We start from the raw sequence: 19,728 nt of genomic DNA, 5'->3' as shown, positions 1-19,728 counted from the left end.
AACTTCGGCCCCGCCTGCGACACAGACGGGGCCGAACACTTCTTGTTCCGGTCAGGCCGGGAGCACGACGACGAAGCGCTGCGGCTCCTCGCCCTCGGACTCGCTCTTCAGACCGGCGGCGGCCACGGCGTCGTGGACGACCTTGCGCTCGAAGGGAGTCATCGGAGCGAGCTTGAGGGGCTCACCCGAGGCCTTCACGTCCAAGGCGGCCTGGGCTCCCAGGGCCGTGAGCTCCTCGCGCTTCTTGGCCCGGAAACCGTCGATGTCCAGCATCAGCCGGCTACGGTCCCCGGTCTCCCGGTGCACGGCCAGGCGGGTCAGCTCCTGGAGGGCCTCCAGGACCTCACCGTCGCGGCCCACGAGCTTCTGCAGGTCGCGGCCGGCGGACTCGCTGACGATCGACACCGCGGCGCGGTCGGCCTCGACGTCCATGTCGATGTCGCCGTCCAGGTCGGCGATGTCCAGCAGACCCTCAAGGTAGTCGGCCGCGATCTCACCCTCCTGCTCGAGGCGGGTCAGGGTGTCGCCACTCTCAGCGGCGGCGGTGGTGGTGCCTTCCGTCACGGGAGGGACTCCTTCTTACTTCTGGGAGGGCTTGCTGGGGGGCGTCTGACGCCTGGACTTGGACGTCCGCTTCGGCTGCTGCCGCTTGGTGGCGACACCACCACTCGCCGAGTCCGCGTCGGCGGTGGCCTCAGAACTCTTGCTCACGGAGCCGTCCGCCTGCGCGGCCATGCCCTGCTTCGTCAGCGCGGTGATGAACTTGCGCTCGTTGTCGTTGCGGTCCGGGCCCTTGGCCACGATCGCCGCGACGATCTTCTTCTTGCCCCGGCCCTTGATGTCCCCGTTGGTGGAGACGTGCTTCAGGAGGCGGGTCAGGTACTGGTCCTGCGCCTTGCTGCCCGGCGTCGGGTTCTGGTTGATCACGTACATCTGCTGGCCCATGGTCCACACGTTGGTGGTCAGCCAGTAGACGAGGACACCGACGGGGAAGTTGATGCCCATGACGGCGAAGATCAGCGGGAAGATGTACATGAGCATCTTCTGCTGCTGCATGAAGGGGGTCTTGACCGAGAGGTCGACGTTCTTCTGCATCAGCTGGCGCTGCGTGTAGAACTGCGACAGCGACATCAGGACGATCATGATGGCGGTCACGATGCGCACGTCGGTGATCGAGGCGTCCAGGCCGGCGACCTTCTCGGCGCTGTCCGTGAACTTGGCCGCCAGCGGGGCGCCGAAGATGTGCGCCTGGCGGGCGCTCTCCAGCAGCGACTGGTTGATCACGCCGATGGTCTGGCCGTTGGCGATGGCCGAGAGCACGTGGTAGAGCGCGAAGAAGAACGGGGACTGCGCCAGGATGGGAAGGCACGAGGAGAGCGGGTTGGTACCCGTCTCCTTGTACAGCTTCATCATCTCTTCGGACTGACGCTGCTTGTCGTTCTTGTAGCGCTCCTGGATCGCCTTCATCTTCGGCTGGAGCGCCTGCATGCCACGCGTTGCCTTGATCTGCTTCACGAAGAGCGGGATCAGGCAGATACGGATCAGGACCACCAGGGACACGATGGACAGGCCCCAGGCCCACCCACTGTCCGCACCGAAGATCGCCCCGTACAGGCTGTGGAACTGGACGATGACCCACGACACGGGCGTGGTGATAAAGCTGAACAGACCGGCAATCGTGTCCACTAATCAGGCTCCTTGAGCATTGCGAGATCTACGCAACGCACTGCGCAGCTGCTCGTGCCAACGCGGGCGTTTACGGGGTGGGACATGGTCAACGCCACCCGGGGACCACGGATTGCACCGCAGGATCCGCCAGGCGGTCAGGACCGCCCCCTTTACCGCACCATGCCGGTCGATGGCCGCGTACCCGTAGCGCGAACACGACGGGTAGTACCGGCACACCGGTCCGAGCAGCGGACTGATCGTCCACTGGTACAGCTTGATCAATGCGAGCAGCGGGTACTTCATCGAGCCACGCCTCCCAGTAGCCGCGCCAAGGCGGCATCCAGGTCACGGGCCAGCTCGTCGAGGCCGGCATCGCCCGCTCCGGGGAGAGCCCGCACCACCACCAGGCTACCGGCGGGCAGCAGGGCCAGCCGATCCCGGACGAGGTGACGCAGACGACGCTTCACCCGGTTACGGATGACCGCGACGCCGACAGCCTTGCTGACGACGAAACCCGCACGCGGCGAGGGATGGATCTCCCCCGGCTCGTGCGGGTCCGTTGCACCGCTTGTACGTAGGTGGACGACGAGGAGCGGGCGTCCTGCCCGCTTGCCCCGTCGTACCGCGCTCGCGAAGTCCTCACGCCGCCTCAGCCGATTTTCGGGAGACAGCACGATGTCACGACCTGCGTGTGGTTACGCGGAGAGTTCGGCGCGGCCCTTGCCACGACGGTTCGCGAGGATCGCGCGCCCGGCACGGGTACGCATCCGCAGGCGGAAGCCGTGGGTCTTGGCACGACGGCGGTTGTTCGGCTGGAAGGTGCGCTTGCTCACTCGGGGGCTCCAGAGAATGAATCGTGTGTGGCGTTACATCGCCTGGCTGTCACCGTGCGCCCACGAGGAACTCGCGGTTCGCCCGAGTGGACACCGCTAACAATCACGAAAGTGATCTTCGCCCATCGGTAGGCAGGCGGCAGCAGCCATCGACAACTCGACCTCGTTACGGTACGCGCGGCTACGCCATCCGGTCAAACCGAGCCCTGGCTGCCGCACACTGTGCACAGGCTGTGGACAACGACTTGAACCCTACCCACCGGCCTGACTACCGTTGCCTGATCCCTGATTTTTGTCCCGACCGTCCCAAAGAACCACACATTCGTGGGACGGGACCTGTGAGAGAGCGTGCTCTGTGGCTGACGTACCCGCCGATCTTGCCGCAGTGTGGCCACGCGTGCTGGAGAAGCTCCTCGGCGAGGGCCAGCAAGGCATCGAGCCGAAGGACAAGCAGTGGGTGGAACGCTGCCAGCCCCTGGCGCTCGTGGCCGACACCGCCCTGCTCGCGGTCCCCAACGAATGGGGCAAGCGCGTCCTCGAAGGCCGTCTCGCCCCGCTCATCAGCGACGCCCTCAGCCGTGAGTGCGGCCGCCCGATCCGGATCGCCATCACCGTGGACGACTCGGCCGGCGAGCCCGCGCCGTCCTCCCCGCAGGGCCCCGGGCAGGGCTACGAGCCCTACGGCGGCCAGCGCCCCGGCGGACACACCGGCCCCGGCGGCCCCGGCGAGGACCAGCTCCCGACCGCCCGCCCCGCCTACCCCGAGTACCAGCAGCAGCGCCCCGAGCCGGGGGCCTGGCCCCGCGGCGGCCAGCAGGACGACTACGGCTGGCAGCAGCAGCGCCTCGGCGGTTTCCCCGAGCGGGACCCGTACGCCTCCCCGCAACCGGGCTACCTCCAGCAGCCGGACCAAGGCGGTTACGACCAGGGGGGCTACGACCAGCAGCAGTACGAGCAGTCCAAGTACGAGCCGTCCCCTTATGACGCGCAGAAGTACGAACAGCAGAAGTACGAGCAGCCGGCCCCACGTCCGGCGCCCGGCCGGCCTTCGCCGCCCCCCTCGCACTCCGGCGGCTCCTCGGGCCCGCTGGAGCCCACGGCGCGGTTGAACCCGAAGTACCTCTTCGACACCTTCGTCATCGGGGCCTCCAACCGCTTCGCGCACGCGGCCGCGGTGGCGGTCGCCGAGGCGCCGGCGAAGGCGTACAACCCCCTCTTCATCTACGGGGAGTCGGGCCTCGGCAAGACCCACCTGCTGCACGCCATCGGGCACTACGCACGGAGCCTCTATCCCGGCACCCGGGTGCGGTACGTGAGCTCGGAGGAGTTCACCAACGAGTTCATCAACTCCATCCGCGACGGCAAGGGCGACGCCTTCCGCAAGCGGTACCGCGAGATGGACATCCTGCTGGTCGACGACATCCAGTTCCTCGCGAGCAAGGAGTCGACGCAGGAGGAGTTCTTCCACACCTTCAACACGCTGCACAACGCCAACAAGCAGATCGTGCTGTCCTCCGACCGGCCGCCCAAGCAGCTCGTCACCCTGGAGGACCGGCTCCGCAACCGCTTCGAGTGGGGCCTGATCACCGACGTCCAGCCGCCCGAGCTGGAGACCCGGATCGCGATCCTGCGCAAGAAGGCCGTCCAGGAGCGGCTCAACGCCCCGCCGGAGGTACTGGAGTTCATCGCCTCCCGCATCTCGCGCAACATCCGCGAGCTGGAGGGGGCGCTGATCCGGGTCACGGCCTTCGCGAGCCTGAACCGGCAGCCGGTCGACCTGGGCCTGACCGAGGACGTCCTCAAGAACCTGATCCCGGGCGGCGAGGACAGCGCGCCCGAGATCACCGCCTCCGACATCATGGCGGCCACCGCCGACTACTTCGGGCTCACCGTGGACGACCTGTGCGGTTCCTCGCGCAGCCGGGTGCTGGTCACCGCCCGGCAGATCGCCATGTACCTGTGCCGGGAGCTCACCGACCTCTCGCTGCCCAAGATCGGGGCCCAGTTCGGCGGGCGCGACCACACCACCGTCATGCACGCGGACCGCAAGATCCGTGCCCTGATGGCGGAACGACGCTCCATCTACAACCAGGTAACGGAGCTCACCAACCGCATCAAGAACGGCTGAGTGCGGGCCCCGGCGGCCGTGCCGAGGGGCTTTCACGCCTCGGCTGAGGGCGCTTCCGGAGTGAACCGGGGGCGCCCTTCTTCGTCCGTGCGCCGTTGCGCTGTTCGAATACGCCCCCGCGGGAGGGGTTCATCCACAGATTGGGCGACTTTTTCCCGTCCACAGCCTGAGGACAGACTTCGTCGCCCACAATCTGTCCACAGGCCCGCAGGTTGAGGGCCCATCAGGGCAGGTCAACCGCCTGTGGAATTGTGAGCAACCATCATCCACAGGCTGTGGACAGAATATTCATCCACAGGCCCATCCACGGCTCTGTCCACCGGAGACCCACAGGTTCGTGCACGCTGTGCACAGAGGTAGAGGGGTTCTCCACACCGTTGTCCACTGTTCGGCAACCAGGCACCTCCCGTCACCGCCCCGAGTGAAAGCGGTCACACGGATGTAGACGTTTGGGTTGTGGACCACTGGGGAAAAGCTGGGGACGCACCTGTGGAGTACTGGGGGTCACCTGGGGACGGCCTGTGCAGAAGTTTTCGTTCTCCACAGGAACACCGTGTTGTCCACCGGTGCCGCCCACAGGCAGTGGGGATAAAAAAGAGGGTCTGACCTGCGGAAACGGGCTTATCCACTGTTTCCACAGGCCCTACTACTACCCCCATAGAGAGTGAGACCGGATTCGGTTTTTAAGCGGGTCCTGTGCACAACTCGTCGGTCGCCCGTCCCGACGCCTCACTCCCGACTTGACCGCCGGCCGCGACGACTGTCGGCGCCGTACGTCAGACTGGTCCCCGGCATCGGTCGAGGCATCGACGAGCCGACGACGAAGGCCGGCAGACGAGCGAGCAACAGCAGGAGGCGGTTCCGGTGAAGATCCGGGTGGAACGCGACGTACTCGCGGAGGCGGTGGCCTGGGCTGCACGCAGCCTCCCGGCCCGACCGCCGGTGCCGGTGCTCGCGGGCCTGCTGCTGAAGGCCGAGGGCAGCGCGCTGTCGCTCTCCGGCTTCGACTACGAGGTCTCGGCCCGCGTCTCCGTCGAGGCGGACGTCGAGGAGGACGGCACCGTCCTCGTCTCCGGCCGGCTCCTCGCCGACATCTGCCGGGCCCTGCCCAACCGACCGGTGGAGATTTCCACAGACGGTGTACGGGCGACCGTCGTCTGTGGCTCCTCGCGGTTCACACTCCACACCCTGCCTGTGGAGGAGTACCCGGCACTGCCCCAGATGCCGACCGCCACCGGCACCGTGCCCGGCGAGGTCTTCGCCTCCGCCGCCGCCCAGGTGGCCATCGCCGCCGGCCGCGACGACACGCTGCCCGTGCTGACCGGTGTCCGCATCGAGATCGAGGGCGACCGCGTCACCCTGGCCTCCACCGACCGCTACCGCTTCGCGGTCCGCGAGTTCCTGTGGAAGCCGGAGAACCCGGACGCCTCGGCCGTGGCCCTGGTGCCCGCCAAGACGCTTCTGGACACCGCCAAGTCCCTCACCAGCGGTGACACCGTCACCCTGGCGCTCTCCAGCTCCGGCCAGGGCGAGGGGCTCATCGGCTTCGAGGGCGCGGGCCGCCGCACCACCACCCGGCTGCTCGAAGGCGACCTGCCGAAGTACCGCACGCTCTTCCCGACGGAGTTCAACTCGATCGCCGTGATCGAGACCGCCCCGTTCGTCGAGGCCGTCAAGCGCGTGGCCCTGGTCGCCGAGCGCAACACCCCGGTCCGCCTGAGCTTCGAGCAGGGCGTGCTGATCCTGGAGGCCGGTTCCTCCGACGACGCACAGGCTGTGGAGCGCGTCGACGCGAAGCTGGACGGCGACGACATCTCGATCGCCTTCAACCCGACCTTCCTGCTGGACGGCCTGAGCGCGATCGACTCCCCGGTCGCGCAGCTCAGCTTCACCACGTCCACCAAGCCGGCGCTGCTCAGCGGGCGCCCGGCGATGGACGCGGAGGCCGACGAGGCCTACAAGTACCTGATCATGCCGGTGCGCCTCTCCGGCTGACGCTTCTACGGACGGCTGACGGCTGACGGCTGACGGCTCTCGGGCCGACGCCCGTCCGCCACCCGCCCGTACGGCCTCGGGCCCGCCTCCGCCGCCCGCGGGGACCGGGCCCGAGGCCGTTCCCGGGCCCGGCGGCTCGTGCGCGGGGCCGCAGGCGGGTCCGTACGCCCCTTCCCGGCCCTCCGGGGCCCGGACGCCACGACGCCATCCCCGGGGAGCGCCCGTGGGGCCCCGCGGCACCGCCCGGCGTAGGCTCGGTTCCGGCGGGCGAGCCCTGTGCCCCGGTGCCCAGGCGTCAGGGAATCGGGCGAGCCCCGGCAAAGACGGCCACAACGCTTAAGGAACCCACCTGATGGAGCTCGGTCTCGTCGGTCTCGGCAAGATGGGCGGCAACATGCGCGAGCGCATCCGCCGCGCAGGCCACACCGTCATCGGATACGACCGCAATGCGGATCTCGCGGACGTCCACAGCCTGCGCGAACTCGTGGACGGCCTCCAGGCCCCCCGCGTGGTGTGGGTGATGGTCCCGGCCGGGGCGGCCACGCAGTCCACCGTCGACGAGCTCGGGGAGCTGCTCTCCCCCGGCGACATCGTCGTGGACGGCGGCAACTCCCGCTGGACGGACGACGAGAAGCACGCCGAGGAGCTCAAGTCCAAGGGCATCGGCTTCGTCGACTGCGGCGTATCCGGCGGCGTCTGGGGCCTGGAGAACGGCTACGCCCTGATGTACGGCGGCACCGAGGAGGACGTGGCCGTGGTCCAGCCCGTCTTCGACGCCCTCAAGCCCGAAGGCGACTTCGGCGCCGTACACGCCGGCAAGGTCGGCGCGGGCCACTTCGCGAAGATGGTCCACAACGGCATCGAGTACGCCATGATGCAGGCCTACGCCGAGGGCTGGGAGCTCCTGGAGAAGGTGGACTCGGTCACCGACGTCCGCGAGGTCTTCCGTTCCTGGCAGGAGGGCACGGTCATCCGTTCCTGGCTGCTCGACCTCGCCGTCAACGCGCTGGACGAGGACGAGCACCTGCAGCAGCTGCGCGGCTTCGCGCAGGACTCGGGCGAGGGCCGCTGGACCGTCGAGGCCGCGATCGACAACGCGGTGCCGCTGCCGGCGATCACCGCCTCGCTCTTCGCCCGCTTCGCGTCCCGCCAGGACGACTCCCCGCAGATGAAGATGATCGCCGCGCTGCGCAACCAGTTCGGCGGCCACGCGGTGGAGAAGAAGTAGCCCCACCGCACCACGCACGACCGCACCACGCGGTACGACAGCACCACAGCACGACAGCAGGAAGCCGGGGGAGGTCGGCGCCACATGCACGTCTCGCATCTCTCGCTGGCCGACTTCCGCTCGTACGCCCGGGCCGAGGTGCCCCTCGCCCCGGGCGTCACGGCTTTCGTGGGCCCCAACGGCCAGGGGAAGACCAACCTCGTCGAGGCCATCGGCTACCTGGCCACCCTCGGCAGCCACCGGGTCTCCTCGGACGCCCCCCTCGTACGGATGGGCGCCGACCGGGCCATCGTCCGCGCCGCGGTCGTCCAGGGCGAGCGCCAACAGCTCGTCGAGCTGGAACTGAACCCCGGCCGCGCCAACCGGGCCCGCATCAACCGCTCCTCGCAGGTCAAACCCCGTGACGTCCTGGGGATCGTCCGCACCGTGCTGTTCGCCCCCGAGGACCTCGCCCTGGTCAAGGGCGACCCCGGTGAGCGCCGGCGCTTCCTCGACGAGCTGGTCACCGCCCGCTCCCCGCGCATGGCGGCCGTACGCTCCGACTACGAGCGGGTCCTCAAACAGCGCAACACCCTCCTGAAGTCCGCCGCGATGGCCCGCCGCCACGGCGGCCGCTCCATGGACCTCTCCACCCTCGACGTGTGGGACCAGCACCTGGCCCGGGTCGGCGCCGAGCTGCTCGCCCGGCGCCTCGACCTGATCGCCACCCTCCTCCCCCTCGCCGACAAGGCCTACGAGCAGCTCGCGCCCGGCGGCGGCCCCCTCGGCCTCGCCTACAGGTCCTCGGCGGGCGAAGCCGTGGACAGCGGGCGGGCCCGTACCCGCGAGGAGATCTACGAGGTCCTCCTCGCGGCCTTGGTCGAGGTGCGCAAGCAGGAGATCGAACGCGGCGTCACCCTCGTCGGCCCGCACCGCGACGACCTCCTGCTGCGCCTGGGCGAACTGCCCGCCAAGGGGTACGCGAGCCACGGCGAGTCCTGGTCCTACGCCCTCGCCCTGCGCCTGGCCTCCTACGAGCTGCTGCGCTCCGAGGGCGCCGAACCGGTGCTGATCCTCGACGACGTCTTCGCGGAGCTGGACACGCGCCGCCGCGAACGACTGGCGGAGCTGGTGGCCGGGGGCGAGCAGGTCCTGGTGACGGCAGCGGTGGACGACGACGTTCCGGACGTATTGAAGGGGACCCGCTTCGCGGTCTCCGGCGGTGAGGTGGACCGACTGTGAGCGAGAGCGACCGAGCGGGCGGACCGGAGCGGCCCAAGGCCCCCGAGTCCTCGGGGATCGACCTGGCGCGCCAGGCCCTGGCCGCGGCCAGGGAACAGGCCCGCGCCCGGGGCAACGCCGCGACCGGCAAGAAGGGCCGGCAGCAGCCCGGGCTGCGCTCGGGCGCACGCGCCGACGGCCGTGACCCGATGCCGCTGATGGCGGCGCTGGACCGGCTGCGCACCGAGCGGGGCTGGGAGATGCCGATCGCGGTGGCCGGGGTGATGGAGCGCTGGGGCGAGATCGTCGGCCCGGACATCGCCGGGCACTGCGTACCGGAGCGCTACGAGGACCGCGAGCTGCTCGTGCGGTGCGATTCCTCGGCCTGGGCGGCCCAGCTGAAGCTGCTGGCCCCGCAACTGGTGGCCCGGCTGAACGCGGACCTCGGGCAGGGCACCGTCCGGCTGATCAAGGTGCAGGGCCCGGGCGGCGGCCCGAAGCGGTACGGAGCCTGGCGCAGCCCGGGCAGCAAGGGCCCCGGCGACACCTACGGCTGAGCAGGCCTCCGGCTCCCCTCCCGCCCGGGAGGGGGCGCGCCGGCCGGTCCGTCCGCGCGGCCCTGCCCGGGGCTCCGCCCGAGGTGCCCCGTACGCCTTCGTACGCCCGTGCCCGCACACCCGCCCGCCCGTGCCCGCACACCGGGCCGCACACCGGCCCGGACCCGTGCCGCCCCGCCGCTTCCGGGCCGCCTGACCGGCCCCGATCAGGCGGCCCGCACCCCTCCCGGAGCCCGCCCGGCACCGCCTCGCCGCATTCCGGAGCGCGACGTTCGCAGGTGGCGTCCCTCACGGTAGCCGCGGGTTGACAGGCCGAAGCGCTGGACGCCCGTGTGAGCCGCTTTGAGCCCCTCCCCGGATATGGGGAGTCGGAGAGAGGAGGTTCAGGGCGGCACATGCGGACTCAGGTACCGGCAAACCCCCATTCATGTCCGTGGTACCGGTAGACTGAAGGCAATCCCGCCCAATCGCGGGATCGCAACCGCGCAACGTCGAGTAACACCGACTACGCCGACTACACGCTGACAACGCAGATCGACGCAGCCGCTCCTGCTTGCATGCCTGCTGGCCCGGAGTACGGCCTGTGCTGTGCCAGAAAGGGCGCTTCGTGGCCGATTCGGGCAACCCCACCGACAAGAACGAGACCACCACCGACGAGAACGCAGCCGCGACCGGAGATGCCGGTGGCGGTTCTTCGTACACAGGCAGCAACATCCAGGTCCTGGAGGGCCTGGACGCGGTCCGCAAGCGGCCCGGCATGTACATCGGCTCGACGGGTGAGCGCGGTCTGCACCACCTCGTCTACGAGGTCGTCGACAACTCGGTCGACGAGGCGCTCGCCGGTCACGCGGACCACATCGACGTGACGATCCTCCCCGACGGCGGGGTGCGCGTGATCGACAACGGTCGAGGCATCCCGGTCGACATCGTCCCGTCTGAGGGCAAGCCGGCCGTCGAGGTCGTCCTGACCGTGCTGCACGCGGGCGGCAAGTTCGGCGGCGGCGGCTACGCCGTCTCCGGCGGTCTGCACGGCGTCGGCGTCTCCGTCGTGAACGCCCTGTCGACGAGGGTCTCGGTCGAGGTCCGGCGCGACGGCTACCGCTGGACGCAGGACTACAAGCTCGGCGCTCCGACGGCGGCCCTCGCCAAGAACGAGGAGACCGGCGAGACCGGCACCTCGGTGACCTTCTGGGCCGACTCCGACATCTTCGAGACGACCGAGTACTCCTTCGAGACGCTCTCGCGCCGCTTCCAGGAGATGGCCTTCCTCAACAAGGGCCTGACCCTCTCGCTGACGGACGAGCGCGAGTCGGCGAAGGCCACGATGGGCGCGGACTCGGCCGAGGAGGCCGACGACGACCAGGCGCGCACGGTGAAGTACTACTACGAGGGCGGCATCGTCGACTTCGTGAAGTACCTCAACTCGCGCAAGGGCGAGCTGATCCACCCGACCGTCATCGACGTCGAGGCCGAGGACAAGGAGCGCATGCTCTCGGTCGAGATCGCGATGCAGTGGAACTCGCAGTACACCGAGGGCGTCTACTCCTTCGCGAACACGATCCACACGCACGAGGGCGGCACTCACGAAGAGGGCTTCCGCGCGGCGATGACGGGTCTGGTGAACCGCTACGCGCGCGAGAAGAAGTTCCTTCGCGAGAAGGACGACAACCTCGCCGGCGAGGACATCCGCGAGGGTCTGACCGCGATCATCTCGATCAAGCTGGGCGAGCCCCAGTTCGAGGGCCAGACGAAGACCAAGCTGGGCAACACCGAGGCCAAGACCTTCGTCCAGAAGGTGGTCCACGAGCACCTCAACGACTGGTTCGACCGGCACCCGAACGAGGCCGCGGACATCATCCGCAAGGCGATCCAGGCCGCCACGGCCCGCGTCGCGGCCCGCAAGGCCCGTGACCTCACGCGCCGCAAGGGCCTGCTGGAGAGCGCCTCGCTGCCGGGCAAGCTGTCCGACTGCCAGTCGAACGACCCGACGAAGTGCGAGATCTTCATCGTCGAGGGCGACTCCGCCGGCGGTTCGGCGAAGTCCGGCCGCAACCCGATGTACCAGGCCATCCTGCCGATCCGCGGCAAGATCCTGAACGTCGAGAAGGCGCGCATCGACAAGATCCTCCAGAACACCGAGGTCCAGGCGCTGATCAGTGCCTTCGGCACGGGCGTGCACGAGGACTTCGACATCGAGAAGCTCCGCTATCACAAGATCATCCTGATGGCGGACGCCGACGTCGACGGCCAGCACATCAACACCCTGCTGCTCACCTTCCTGTTCCGCTTCATGCGGCCGCTGGTCGAGGCCGGGCACGTCTACCTCTCGCGCCCCCCGCTCTACAAGATCAAGTGGGGCAGGGACGACTTCGAGTACGCGTACTCCGACCGCGAGCGCGACGCCCTGGTCGAACTGGGCAAGCAGAACGGCAAGCGGATCAAGGAAGACTCGATCCAGCGCTTCAAGGGTCTGGGCGAGATGAACGCCGAGGAGCTGCGCGTCACCACCATGGACGTGGACCACCGCGTGCTCGGCCAGGTCACCCTGGACGACGCCGCGCAGGCCGACGACCTGTTCTCGGTGCTGATGGGTGAGGACGTCGAAGCCCGACGTTCCTTCATCCAGCGCAACGCCAAGGACGTTCGCTTCCTCGACATCTGAGTCGGCTCAGCTGACCGCCTGAAAGGACTTCTGACCAGCAATGGCCGACGAAACCACCCCCACCGCCGAGGAATCCGCCCCGGAGCAGCCCGTCCAGCGCATCGAGCCCGTCGGGCTCGAAACCGAGATGCAGCGCTCCTACCTCGACTACGCGATGTCCGTCATCGTCTCCCGCGCGCTGCCCGACGTACGGGACGGCCTCAAGCCGGTCCACCGTCGCGTGCTGTACGCGATGTACGACGGCGGCTACCGGCCCGAGAAGGGCTTCTACAAGTGCGCCCGCGTCGTCGGCGACGTCATGGGCACCTACCACCCGCACGGTGACTCCTCGATCTACGACGCCCTGGTCCGCCTGGCCCAGCCGTGGTCGCTGCGCATGCCGCTCGTGGACTCCAACGGCAACTTCGGCTCCCCGGGCAACGACCCGGCGGCCGCGATGCGCTACACCGAGTGCAAGCTCATGCCGCTGGCCATGGAGATGCTCCGGGACATCGACGAGGAGACCGTCGACTTCAAGGACAACTACGACGGCCGGAACCAGGAGCCGACGGTCCTGCCGGCGCGCTTCCCGAACCTGCTCGTCAACGGCTCCGCCGGCATCGCCGTCGGCATGGCCACCAACATCCCTCCGCACAACCTCCGCGAGGTGGCGGCGGGCGCGCAGTGGGCCCTGGAACACCCGGAGGCCTCGCACGAGGAGCTCCAGGACGCGCTCGTCGAGCGGATCAAGGGCCCGGACTTCCCGTCGGGCGCCCTGGTCGTGGGCCGCAAGGGCATCGAGGAGGCGTACCGCACCGGTCGCGGCTCCATCACGATGCGCGCGGTGGTCGAGGTCGAGGAGATCCAGAACCGCCAGTGCCTGGTGGTCACGGAGCTTCCGTACCAGACCAACCCCGACAACCTCGCGCAGAAGATCGCCGACCTGGTGAAGGACGGCAAGGTCGGCGGCATCGCGGACGTCCGCGACGAGACGTCGTCCCGGACCGGCCAGCGCCTGGTGATCGTGCTCAAGCGCGACGCCGTCGCCAAGGTCGTGCTGAACAACCTGTACAAGCACACCGAGCTCCAGACCAACTTCGGCGCGAACATGCTGGCGCTGGTGGACGGGGTGCCGCGCACCCTGTCGATCGACGCGTTCATCCGTCACTGGGTGCAGCACCAGATCGAGGTCATCGTCCGGCGCACGAAGTTCCGCCTGCGCAAGGCGGAGGAGCGCGCCCACATCCTGCGCGGTCTGCTCAAGGCGCTGGACGCGATCGACGAGGTCATCGCCCTCATCCGGCGCAGCAACACCGTCGAGATCGCGCGCGAGGGCCTGATGGGCCTGCTGTCGATCGACGAGATCCAGGCGAACGCGATCCTGGAGATGCAGCTGCGCCGCCTGGCGGCCCTGGAGCGGCAGAAGATCGTCGCCGAGCACGACGAGCTCCAGGCCAAGATCAACGAGTACAACGCCATCCTGGCCTCCGAGGAGCGCCAGCGGCGGATCGTCAGCGAGGAGCTGGCGGCCATCGTCGAGAAGTTCGGCGACGACCGTCGTTCCAAGCTGATCCCCTTCGACGGCGACATGTCCATGGAGGACCTGATCGCCGAGGAGGACATCGTCGTCACGATCACGCACGGCGGTTACGTCAAGCGCACCAAGACCGAGGACTACCGGTCGCAGAAGCGTGGCGGCAAGGGCGTGCGCGGGACGAAGCTGAAGCAGGACGACCTGGTCGACCACTTCTTCGTCTCCACCACCCACCACTGGCTGCTGTTCTTCACGAACAAGGGCCGTGTCTACCGGTCCAAGGCGTACGAGCTGCCGGACGCCGGGCGCGACGCGCGCGGGCAACACGTGGCGAACCTGCTGGCCTTCCAGCCGGACGAGAAGATCGCCCAGATCCTCGCGATCCGCGACTACGAGGCGGCGCCCTACCTGATCCTGGCCACCAAGGGCGGCCTGGTGAAGAAGACGGCGCTCAAGGACTACGACTCGCCCCGATCGGGTGGTGTCATCGCGATCAACCTCCGGGAGACGGAGAGCGGCAGCGACGACGAGCTGATCGGCGCCGAGCTGGTGTCCGCGGAGGACGACCTCCTGCTCATCAGCCGCAAGGCACAGTCGATCCGCTTCACGGCGACCGACGACGCCCTGCGTCCGATGGGCCGTGCCACCTCCGGCGTGAAGGGCATGAGTTTCCGCGCGGGTGACGAACTGCTGTCGATGAGCGTCGTCCGGCCCGGTACCTTCGTCTTCACCGCGACCGATGGTGGCTACGCCAAGCGGACGGCCGTGGACGAGTACCGCGTCCAGGGACGTGGTGGTCTGGGCATCAAGGCCGCCAAGATCGTGGAGGACCGCGGTTCTCTCGTCGGCGCGCTGGTGGTCGACGAAACGGACGAGATTCTCGCCATCACCCTCGGCGGTGGTGTGATCCGTACGCGCGTCAACGAAGTCAGGGAGACCGGCCGTGACACCATGGGCGTCCAGCTGATCAACCTGGGCAAGCGCGATGCCGTGGTGGGCATCGCTCGTAACGCCGAGGCCGGTCAGGAAGCTGACGAGGCCGACGAGATCGAGTCAGAGATCGAGGCCGGGGCAGCCGACGGACCGGCCGCCGAGGCCGCCGAGGGCATCGAGCCCTCGGCCGGGGAGCACGAGGAGTAAGCGTGAGTGGAGCCACGGGCGCCGGACCGGCCAAGACTGGAGCGAACGGTGCCCGTGGCCCCGCCACGGACTCCCAGGCGGCACAAGGGGGAACGGTGACGGACACCCGAGGTCCGGAGCAGAAGACGCAGCAGGGTCAGGCGCAGGGGCAGCCCGAGGCGAAGGCCCAGGGCAAGAAGCAGGCCGCCGGCGCGGGTCAGGACCGTTCCGCGCAGCCGTACCAGCCCCCGCAGGCGTACGCGGCCCCCAAGGGGCCGGGTGCGCAGCGCGGGCCGCGTCCGGGGAGCCGTACGGTGCCCAGGACGCGCAAGGCGCGGCTGCGGGTGGCCAAGGCCGACCCCTGGTCGGTGATGAAGGTCAGCTTCCTGCTGTCGATCGCGCTGGGCATGTGCACGATCGTCGCGTCGGTGGTGCTGTGGATGGTCATGGACGCCATGGGCATCTTCTCCACCGTGGGCGGCACGATCAGCGAGGCGACCGGCTCGAACGAGAGCAACGGATTCGACCTCCAGTCCTTCCTTTCGCTGCCGCGCGTCCTGATCTTCACTTCGGTGATCGCGGTCATCGACGTGGTGCTGATGACGGCCCTGGCCACGCTGGGCGCATTCATCTACAACCTGTCGGCCGGCTTCGTGGGCGGCGTGGAACTCACGCTGGCCGAGGACGAATGACCCGCTGACTGACCTGCGCGGACGTCGCGCGGGAAGCGATTTTGGCTCGACCCCGTCTGTGCGCTAACCTTCAGGAGTCAGCGCGCAGCGCGGATGGGGCTATAGCTCAGTTGGTTAGAGCGCATCCCTGATAAGGATGAGGCCACAGGTTCAAATCCTGTTAGCCCCACAGTGTCGAAGACCCCCAGGCCCACCGGCCTGGGGGTCTTTGTCGTAGGGGAGTTGAAGGGTTGCCAGGTCACCGATCGATATCGACCGGTGTGTATTGTTGGCGGCCAGAAGTCCCCAACGTCAACGAAAGACGAGGTCGCACGGTGAAGAAGCTGCTCCTGGTCGCACTGGCCGCCATCGGCGGGCTCCTCGTGTACCGCCAGATCCAGGCGGATCGCGCCGAGCAGGACCTGTGGACGGAGGCAACTGACTCCGTGCCTTCTGGTTCCGGTGTGTGAGACCCACGGTTGATCTCATGAAGCCCCGGCTGCCGCTGCTGCCGGGGCTTCGTGCTGTTCTCTGACGAAAAAATCCGTTATGCAAAGAATTGGCTTGCGTTAGCAAATTCGGGGTGGGCGTGATGGTGCGGGTACGGAAGACGGCCGCGGTGGCGGTCCTGGGTCTGGCCCTGGGCCTGACGGCGGGGCCGGTGGCCTGGCCGGCGGTCTGGTCGGCGGGGGACGCGCACGCCGCCGGGCCCACGGGGTCGGCCTCCGGGTCGGCGGGGCCTTCGGGGGGTCCGTTGCCCGAGTACCGGCCGGCCGAGGGCGCCCGGAAGGTGGTCGGGAAGCCGTCCACGGCCGACGCCCCCGAGCTGGCGGTCGGCGCCTCCTACGAGGACGTCCTGGCGCCCGGCGAGCGCTTCTACCGGCTCCGACTGGACGGCGCCTCCAGCGTGTACCTCTCCGCCGTGCTGCGTCCGCCCGCCGGGGCGAAGGTCGGCTACTCGGACGGGCTGGAGGTCCAGATCATGACCAGCGCCGGGCGCGCCTGCCCGTACAACCCCGGGCGGATCTCCTTCGGTTACGACCCCGTGCCCGTGGCGGCGGTGGGGCATCGGCGTCTGGAGGAGGACTCCGAGTGCCAGGCCGAGGGCACCTACTACGCCAAGGTGACCCGGACCGCCGGCAAGGACTCCACCCGGGGCGAGTGGCCCGTGGAACTCCTCGTACAGCGCGAACCGGCCCCGACGACCGGCGCCGCCCCGACCACCGCCCCGAGCGTCTGGCCCTCGGCCTCCCCGAGCCTGCCCGGCGCGGACGCGGTCCCGCGCAGCGGCGGCACCGGCTTCAACGACGCGCGGGCCCTGGGCCCGGGGGTGTGGCGCGACGAACTGCGGCCCGGGCAGACCCGCTTCTACCGGGTCCCGTTGGACTGGGGGCAGCAGCTCGGGCTGAGCGCCGAGATCGCCAAGGCCCGGATGACCAGGCAGTACGGCTCCGCCTCCAACGGGCTCACCGTCTCGCTGTACACCCCCTTCCGGGCGTTGGTGGAGTCCGACGACGCCTCCTACGACGGCAGCCAGGCCGCCGTGACCCTGCCCAAGACCGCGCCGGTGGCCTACGAGAACCGCTACTCCGACGCCACCGCCGTGCGGCCCGTACGGATCGCCGGGTGGTACTACCTCGCGGTCACCCTGGGCGGGAAGGTCGGGGAGTTCACCCACGAGGCCACCCCGGTCCCGCTGACGCTGCGGATGGACGTGACCGGGACCGTCGGCAAGGGCCCCGCCTACGCGGAGAACCTCGCGGAGGCCGGCTTCGGGGTGGGCGCCGCCGACCGGGCCGCCGCGAAGGACGGCCTCACCGTGCCGGAGGCCGCCGAGGCGGAGGACACCCGGGGCGTGATGCGGACGGTGGCGGGAGCGGGCTTCGGGGCGGGGACGCTGCTGCTGCTCACTCTGGCCGGCTGGTTCCTGCTGGCCCGGCGGGGGCCGGGGAGCGGGCGCTAGGTCGGGGCTGCGGCGTGGGCTCCAGGGGAGCTGCGCCTTGGGGGAGGCCGCGCCCCCTGGGGGCGCTTGCACCCTGGGGGAGGCCGCGCCCTAGGGGAGCTGCGTCAGGGCCCAGACGCCGACCGCGAAGCACAGCAGCGCCGCCGTGAGGATGCCCGCCGTGACCGCCCGAGGGGGCGGGGGGATCCGGGGGCCGCGGGAGGGCGCGGGCGGGGCGGCGGCCGTGACGGGTTCGAGTGGCGGGGTGTGCGTCGGCGGGGACTGCGGTGCCGGGGGGCTCAGGTGGAAGCCGCCCGTCGGCGAGGGAGCGGGCGTGGGGTCGTACGCGGGGTCGTACGCGGCCGGGGGCGGCCCGAAACCCGCCGGGGACCCGGTGGTCGGGGCGGCCGCGGTGGGCGCGGTGGTCCGTGCGGGTTCCGCCGGCGGGAGGGGGCCTTCGGGACCGAAGCCGGCCGGGAGCGGACCGAGTTGGTCGAAGACCTCCACCGGATCCGCCCGCTCCTCCCGCGCGTCCGGCGCGGGCAGCAACTCGACGGCCTCGGCAAGGGCCTTGCGCGCCCCTGTGGCCGTCTGGAACCGGTTGCGGGGGTCCGGCTGCAGCAGACCGGAGACGACGCCCCACAGCGGCCCCGGAACGGCTTCGTGGGCCTCCGGGGTCCCGTGGGTGAGGAACTCCCGTACGAGGGCGTCGGAATCGGGCTTCTCGCCCCGCAACAGGTACAGCGCGACGAGGCCGACGGCGAAGAGGTCCGCGGGGAAGTCCGGCTCGGCGCCCATCAGTTGTTCTGGGGCGAAGTAGCCCTGGGTACCCACCACCATGTGGGTGTCGGTCAGTCGGGGCTCGCCCTTGCGCAGCGAGATGCCGAAGTCGGACAGCCGCAGGTGCGGCCGCCCGGTTCCGGTGGCCTCCATCAGGATGTTGGCCGGTTTGATGTCACGGTGGACGACGCCCTCCGCGTGCACCGCCGCCAGCCCCGACAGGAGCTGGTCGAGCAGCACGCACACGTAGCGGGGCGGGAGCGGTCCGTAGTCCCCGATCACGTGCCCGAGGGAGCCCCCGCCCACGAGTTCCATCGTGAAGAGGACCTTGTCGTCGTCCGCCGCCCAGCTGGCCGGGGCCAGCAGGTGGGGGTGGTCGATGCGCAGGGCCTGCTCGCGCACGAACCGCAGCAGGGAGTGGGCGTCGCCGTGCAGGAGGACCTTCGCGGCGACGTACCGGTGTCGGCGCCGGTCCCAGGCGCGCCAGACGGCGCCCGCGCCGCCGCGCCCGATCGGATCGACCAACTCGTACCGGTTGGCGAAGACCTCACCCATGACCGCGCCCGTCCCCCGTCACTCGTGTCCGTCAGTTCTGGTGGGCCTCGTAGTGGGCCACCGCCTCCGCGGTGCGCCCGGCCCCGTACACCCTGAGGAACTCTGCCAGTTCCGGGTGGGTGGCTGCGAGGGTGTCCGCCGCGTCGATGATGTCGCCGGCCGCGGAGACCGAGCGCAGCAGCGACTGGATCTCGCGGACGACGCGCTTGACGGTCGGAGCCCCGGAACTCGTCGCGGTCTGCCCGCTGTTGCTGAGGACGGAGCCTCCCTGGGTGTTCTTGATCTCGTCCATCCGATCCGTGGCCTCCGCCGCGCTGACGCTGCCGTCCGCCACCTGACCGGCGAGGTCCTGGAGGGCCTGGACCCGCTGGACCACGGCCGGGTTGCCGATCTTGGCGCGCTGGCCGCTCATCAGTTGGGACAGCATCGGCGCCGACAGCCCGAGGACGGCAGCGAGGCGGGCCTGATTGAGTCCGAGGTCATCTATGAGCCGTCGGAACAGCGCGCCGAGCGGCTCCCCGTACCAACTGCGCTGAAGCTCCCTGGCTCTGGCCGTGGCCTCTTGCTGTACTGCGTCCACTCTTACTACTCCCCTTCGCTGGTGCGAACCTCGCGAGCATCTTACGGAGCGTGGTCGCGGGGCGGGAGTCCCTATCATTTTGCGGGATGAGGGGGTACACCGGGTACGCTGTCCTGCGGAACGGGCACTCCCTCGCGGGAGGGCGCGCTTCCGAATGCTCGGGGCCTTAGCTCAGTTGGTAGAGCGCTGCCTTTGCAAGGCAGATGTCAGGAGTTCGAATCTCCTAGGCTCCACTTACGAAGACCCCCTTGACCTGCGTAAACGCAGGTCAAGGGGGTCTTTTTCGTTCGTGGACGG

The 19,728-nt window shown here is 69.4% G+C and carries 16 protein-coding genes, 2 tRNA genes and 2 pseudogenes; 13 read left to right on the top strand and 7 right to left on the bottom strand.

Features of this window, described 5'->3' with window-relative positions:
• Positions 1–51: 51 nt before the first annotated feature.
• Genes ACIOD1_RS18505 through rpmH form a run of 5 tightly spaced genes read right to left on the bottom strand, consistent with a single transcriptional unit; the run spans position 52 to position 2,501 of the window.
• The gene (locus ACIOD1_RS18505; RefSeq protein WP_365616131.1) at positions 52–564 is read right to left on the bottom strand and encodes a R3H domain-containing nucleic acid-binding protein; all 513 of its coding nucleotides are present in this window, start codon (positions 562–564) and stop codon (positions 52–54) included.
• 15 nt (positions 565–579) lie between these two features.
• Entirely contained in the window at positions 580–1,686 is a 1,107-nt protein-coding gene (yidC, locus tag ACIOD1_RS18500; RefSeq protein ID WP_365616129.1) for a membrane protein insertase YidC, read from the bottom strand.
• 3 nt (positions 1,687–1,689) lie between these two features.
• A complete protein-coding gene (gene yidD, locus ACIOD1_RS18495) occupies positions 1,690–1,971 on the bottom strand; it encodes a membrane protein insertion efficiency factor YidD (RefSeq protein WP_401903361.1) in 282 nt (93 codons plus the stop codon).
• Positions 1,968–2,342, bottom strand: a complete 375-nt coding sequence (gene rnpA, locus ACIOD1_RS18490; protein ID WP_365616127.1) for a ribonuclease P protein component — start codon at positions 2,340–2,342, stop codon at positions 1,968–1,970. The genes yidD and rnpA overlap by 4 nt, the downstream gene beginning before the upstream one ends.
• A 21-nt stretch (positions 2,343–2,363) precedes the next feature.
• Positions 2,364–2,501, bottom strand: coding sequence for a 50S ribosomal protein L34 (rpmH, locus tag ACIOD1_RS18485; protein WP_100597229.1), 138 nt, complete (start codon positions 2,499–2,501; stop codon positions 2,364–2,366).
• 355 nt (positions 2,502–2,856) lie between these two features.
• Here rpmH and dnaA (ACIOD1_RS18480) point away from each other — a divergent pair.
• The 12 genes and pseudogenes from dnaA (ACIOD1_RS18480) to ACIOD1_RS18425 form a co-directional block, all read left to right on the top strand.
• Positions 2,857–3,384, top strand: a pseudogene (gene dnaA, locus ACIOD1_RS18480) (chromosomal replication initiator protein DnaA); the annotation flags it as partial.
• A gap of 126 nt (positions 3,385–3,510) precedes the next feature.
• Positions 3,511–4,629 (top strand): annotated as a pseudogene (gene dnaA / locus ACIOD1_RS18475) (chromosomal replication initiator protein DnaA); the annotation flags it as partial.
• An 864-nt stretch (positions 4,630–5,493) separates the two neighbouring features.
• Entirely contained in the window at positions 5,494–6,624 is a 1,131-nt protein-coding gene (dnaN, locus tag ACIOD1_RS18470) for a DNA polymerase III subunit beta (RefSeq protein WP_365616123.1), read from the top strand.
• Between the two features lie 352 nt (positions 6,625–6,976).
• Positions 6,977–7,852 carry a phosphogluconate dehydrogenase (NAD(+)-dependent, decarboxylating) gene (gnd, locus tag ACIOD1_RS18465; protein WP_401903357.1) on the top strand — a complete coding sequence of 292 codons (876 nt, stop codon included), beginning with the start codon at positions 6,977–6,979 and terminating at the stop codon, positions 7,850–7,852.
• A gap of 84 nt (positions 7,853–7,936) precedes the next feature.
• Positions 7,937–9,073: a DNA replication/repair protein RecF gene (gene recF, locus ACIOD1_RS18460; RefSeq protein WP_365616120.1), complete on the top strand. Its 1,137-nt coding sequence runs from the start codon at positions 7,937–7,939 to the stop codon at positions 9,071–9,073.
• Positions 9,070–9,609 (top strand): DUF721 domain-containing protein, encoded by a 540-nt coding sequence (locus ACIOD1_RS18455; protein WP_365616118.1) that lies wholly within the window; start codon positions 9,070–9,072, stop codon positions 9,607–9,609. The genes recF and ACIOD1_RS18455 overlap by 4 nt, the downstream gene beginning before the upstream one ends.
• Before the next feature lie 583 nt (positions 9,610–10,192).
• Positions 10,193–12,271 (top strand): DNA topoisomerase (ATP-hydrolyzing) subunit B, encoded by a 2,079-nt coding sequence (gene gyrB, locus ACIOD1_RS18450; RefSeq protein WP_365616116.1) that lies wholly within the window; start codon positions 10,193–10,195, stop codon positions 12,269–12,271.
• Between the two features lie 40 nt (positions 12,272–12,311).
• Positions 12,312–14,924 carry a DNA gyrase subunit A gene (gyrA, locus tag ACIOD1_RS18445; protein ID WP_365616114.1) on the top strand — a complete coding sequence of 871 codons (2,613 nt, stop codon included), beginning with the start codon at positions 12,312–12,314 and terminating at the stop codon, positions 14,922–14,924.
• A gap of 2 nt (positions 14,925–14,926) precedes the next feature.
• Positions 14,927–15,595 carry a DUF3566 domain-containing protein gene (locus tag ACIOD1_RS18440; RefSeq protein ID WP_365616112.1) on the top strand — a complete coding sequence of 223 codons (669 nt, stop codon included), beginning with the start codon at positions 14,927–14,929 and terminating at the stop codon, positions 15,593–15,595.
• Positions 15,596–15,690: 95 nt separating this feature from the next.
• Positions 15,691–15,764, top strand: a tRNA-Ile gene (locus ACIOD1_RS18435).
• Positions 15,765–15,909: 145 nt separating this feature from the next.
• Positions 15,910–16,044 carry a DLW-39 family protein gene (locus ACIOD1_RS18430; RefSeq protein WP_208809277.1) on the top strand — a complete coding sequence of 45 codons (135 nt, stop codon included), beginning with the start codon at positions 15,910–15,912 and terminating at the stop codon, positions 16,042–16,044.
• 122 nt (positions 16,045–16,166) lie between these two features.
• Positions 16,167–17,537 carry a hypothetical protein gene (locus ACIOD1_RS18425; protein ID WP_401903351.1) on the top strand — a complete coding sequence of 457 codons (1,371 nt, stop codon included), beginning with the start codon at positions 16,167–16,169 and terminating at the stop codon, positions 17,535–17,537.
• A gap of 90 nt (positions 17,538–17,627) precedes the next feature.
• Here the strand turns inward: ACIOD1_RS18425 and ACIOD1_RS18420 are convergent, their stop codons facing one another.
• Both ACIOD1_RS18420 and ACIOD1_RS18415 read right to left on the bottom strand, forming a co-directional pair.
• Complete coding sequence (locus ACIOD1_RS18420) at positions 17,628–18,851, bottom strand: serine/threonine-protein kinase (RefSeq protein WP_401903349.1); 1,224 nt, start codon at positions 18,849–18,851, stop codon at positions 17,628–17,630.
• 31 nt (positions 18,852–18,882) lie between these two features.
• Positions 18,883–19,431, bottom strand: coding sequence for a DNA-binding protein (locus tag ACIOD1_RS18415; protein WP_365616106.1), 549 nt, complete (start codon positions 19,429–19,431; stop codon positions 18,883–18,885).
• Positions 19,432–19,591: 160 nt separating this feature from the next.
• On the opposite strand from ACIOD1_RS18415, the gene ACIOD1_RS18410 reads away from it, so the two are divergent.
• Positions 19,592–19,664: transfer RNA gene (locus ACIOD1_RS18410), tRNA-Ala, on the top strand.
• The last annotated feature ends 64 nt before the right edge of the window (positions 19,665–19,728 follow it).

Origin of the sequence: Streptomyces sp. NPDC088097, assembly GCF_044741845.1 — a bacterium.
GTDB lineage: Bacteria > Actinomycetota > Actinomycetes > Streptomycetales > Streptomycetaceae > Streptomyces.
The sequence above is the reverse complement of the archived record's forward strand: the minus strand, read 5'-3'. Positions and strand labels throughout refer to the sequence as shown.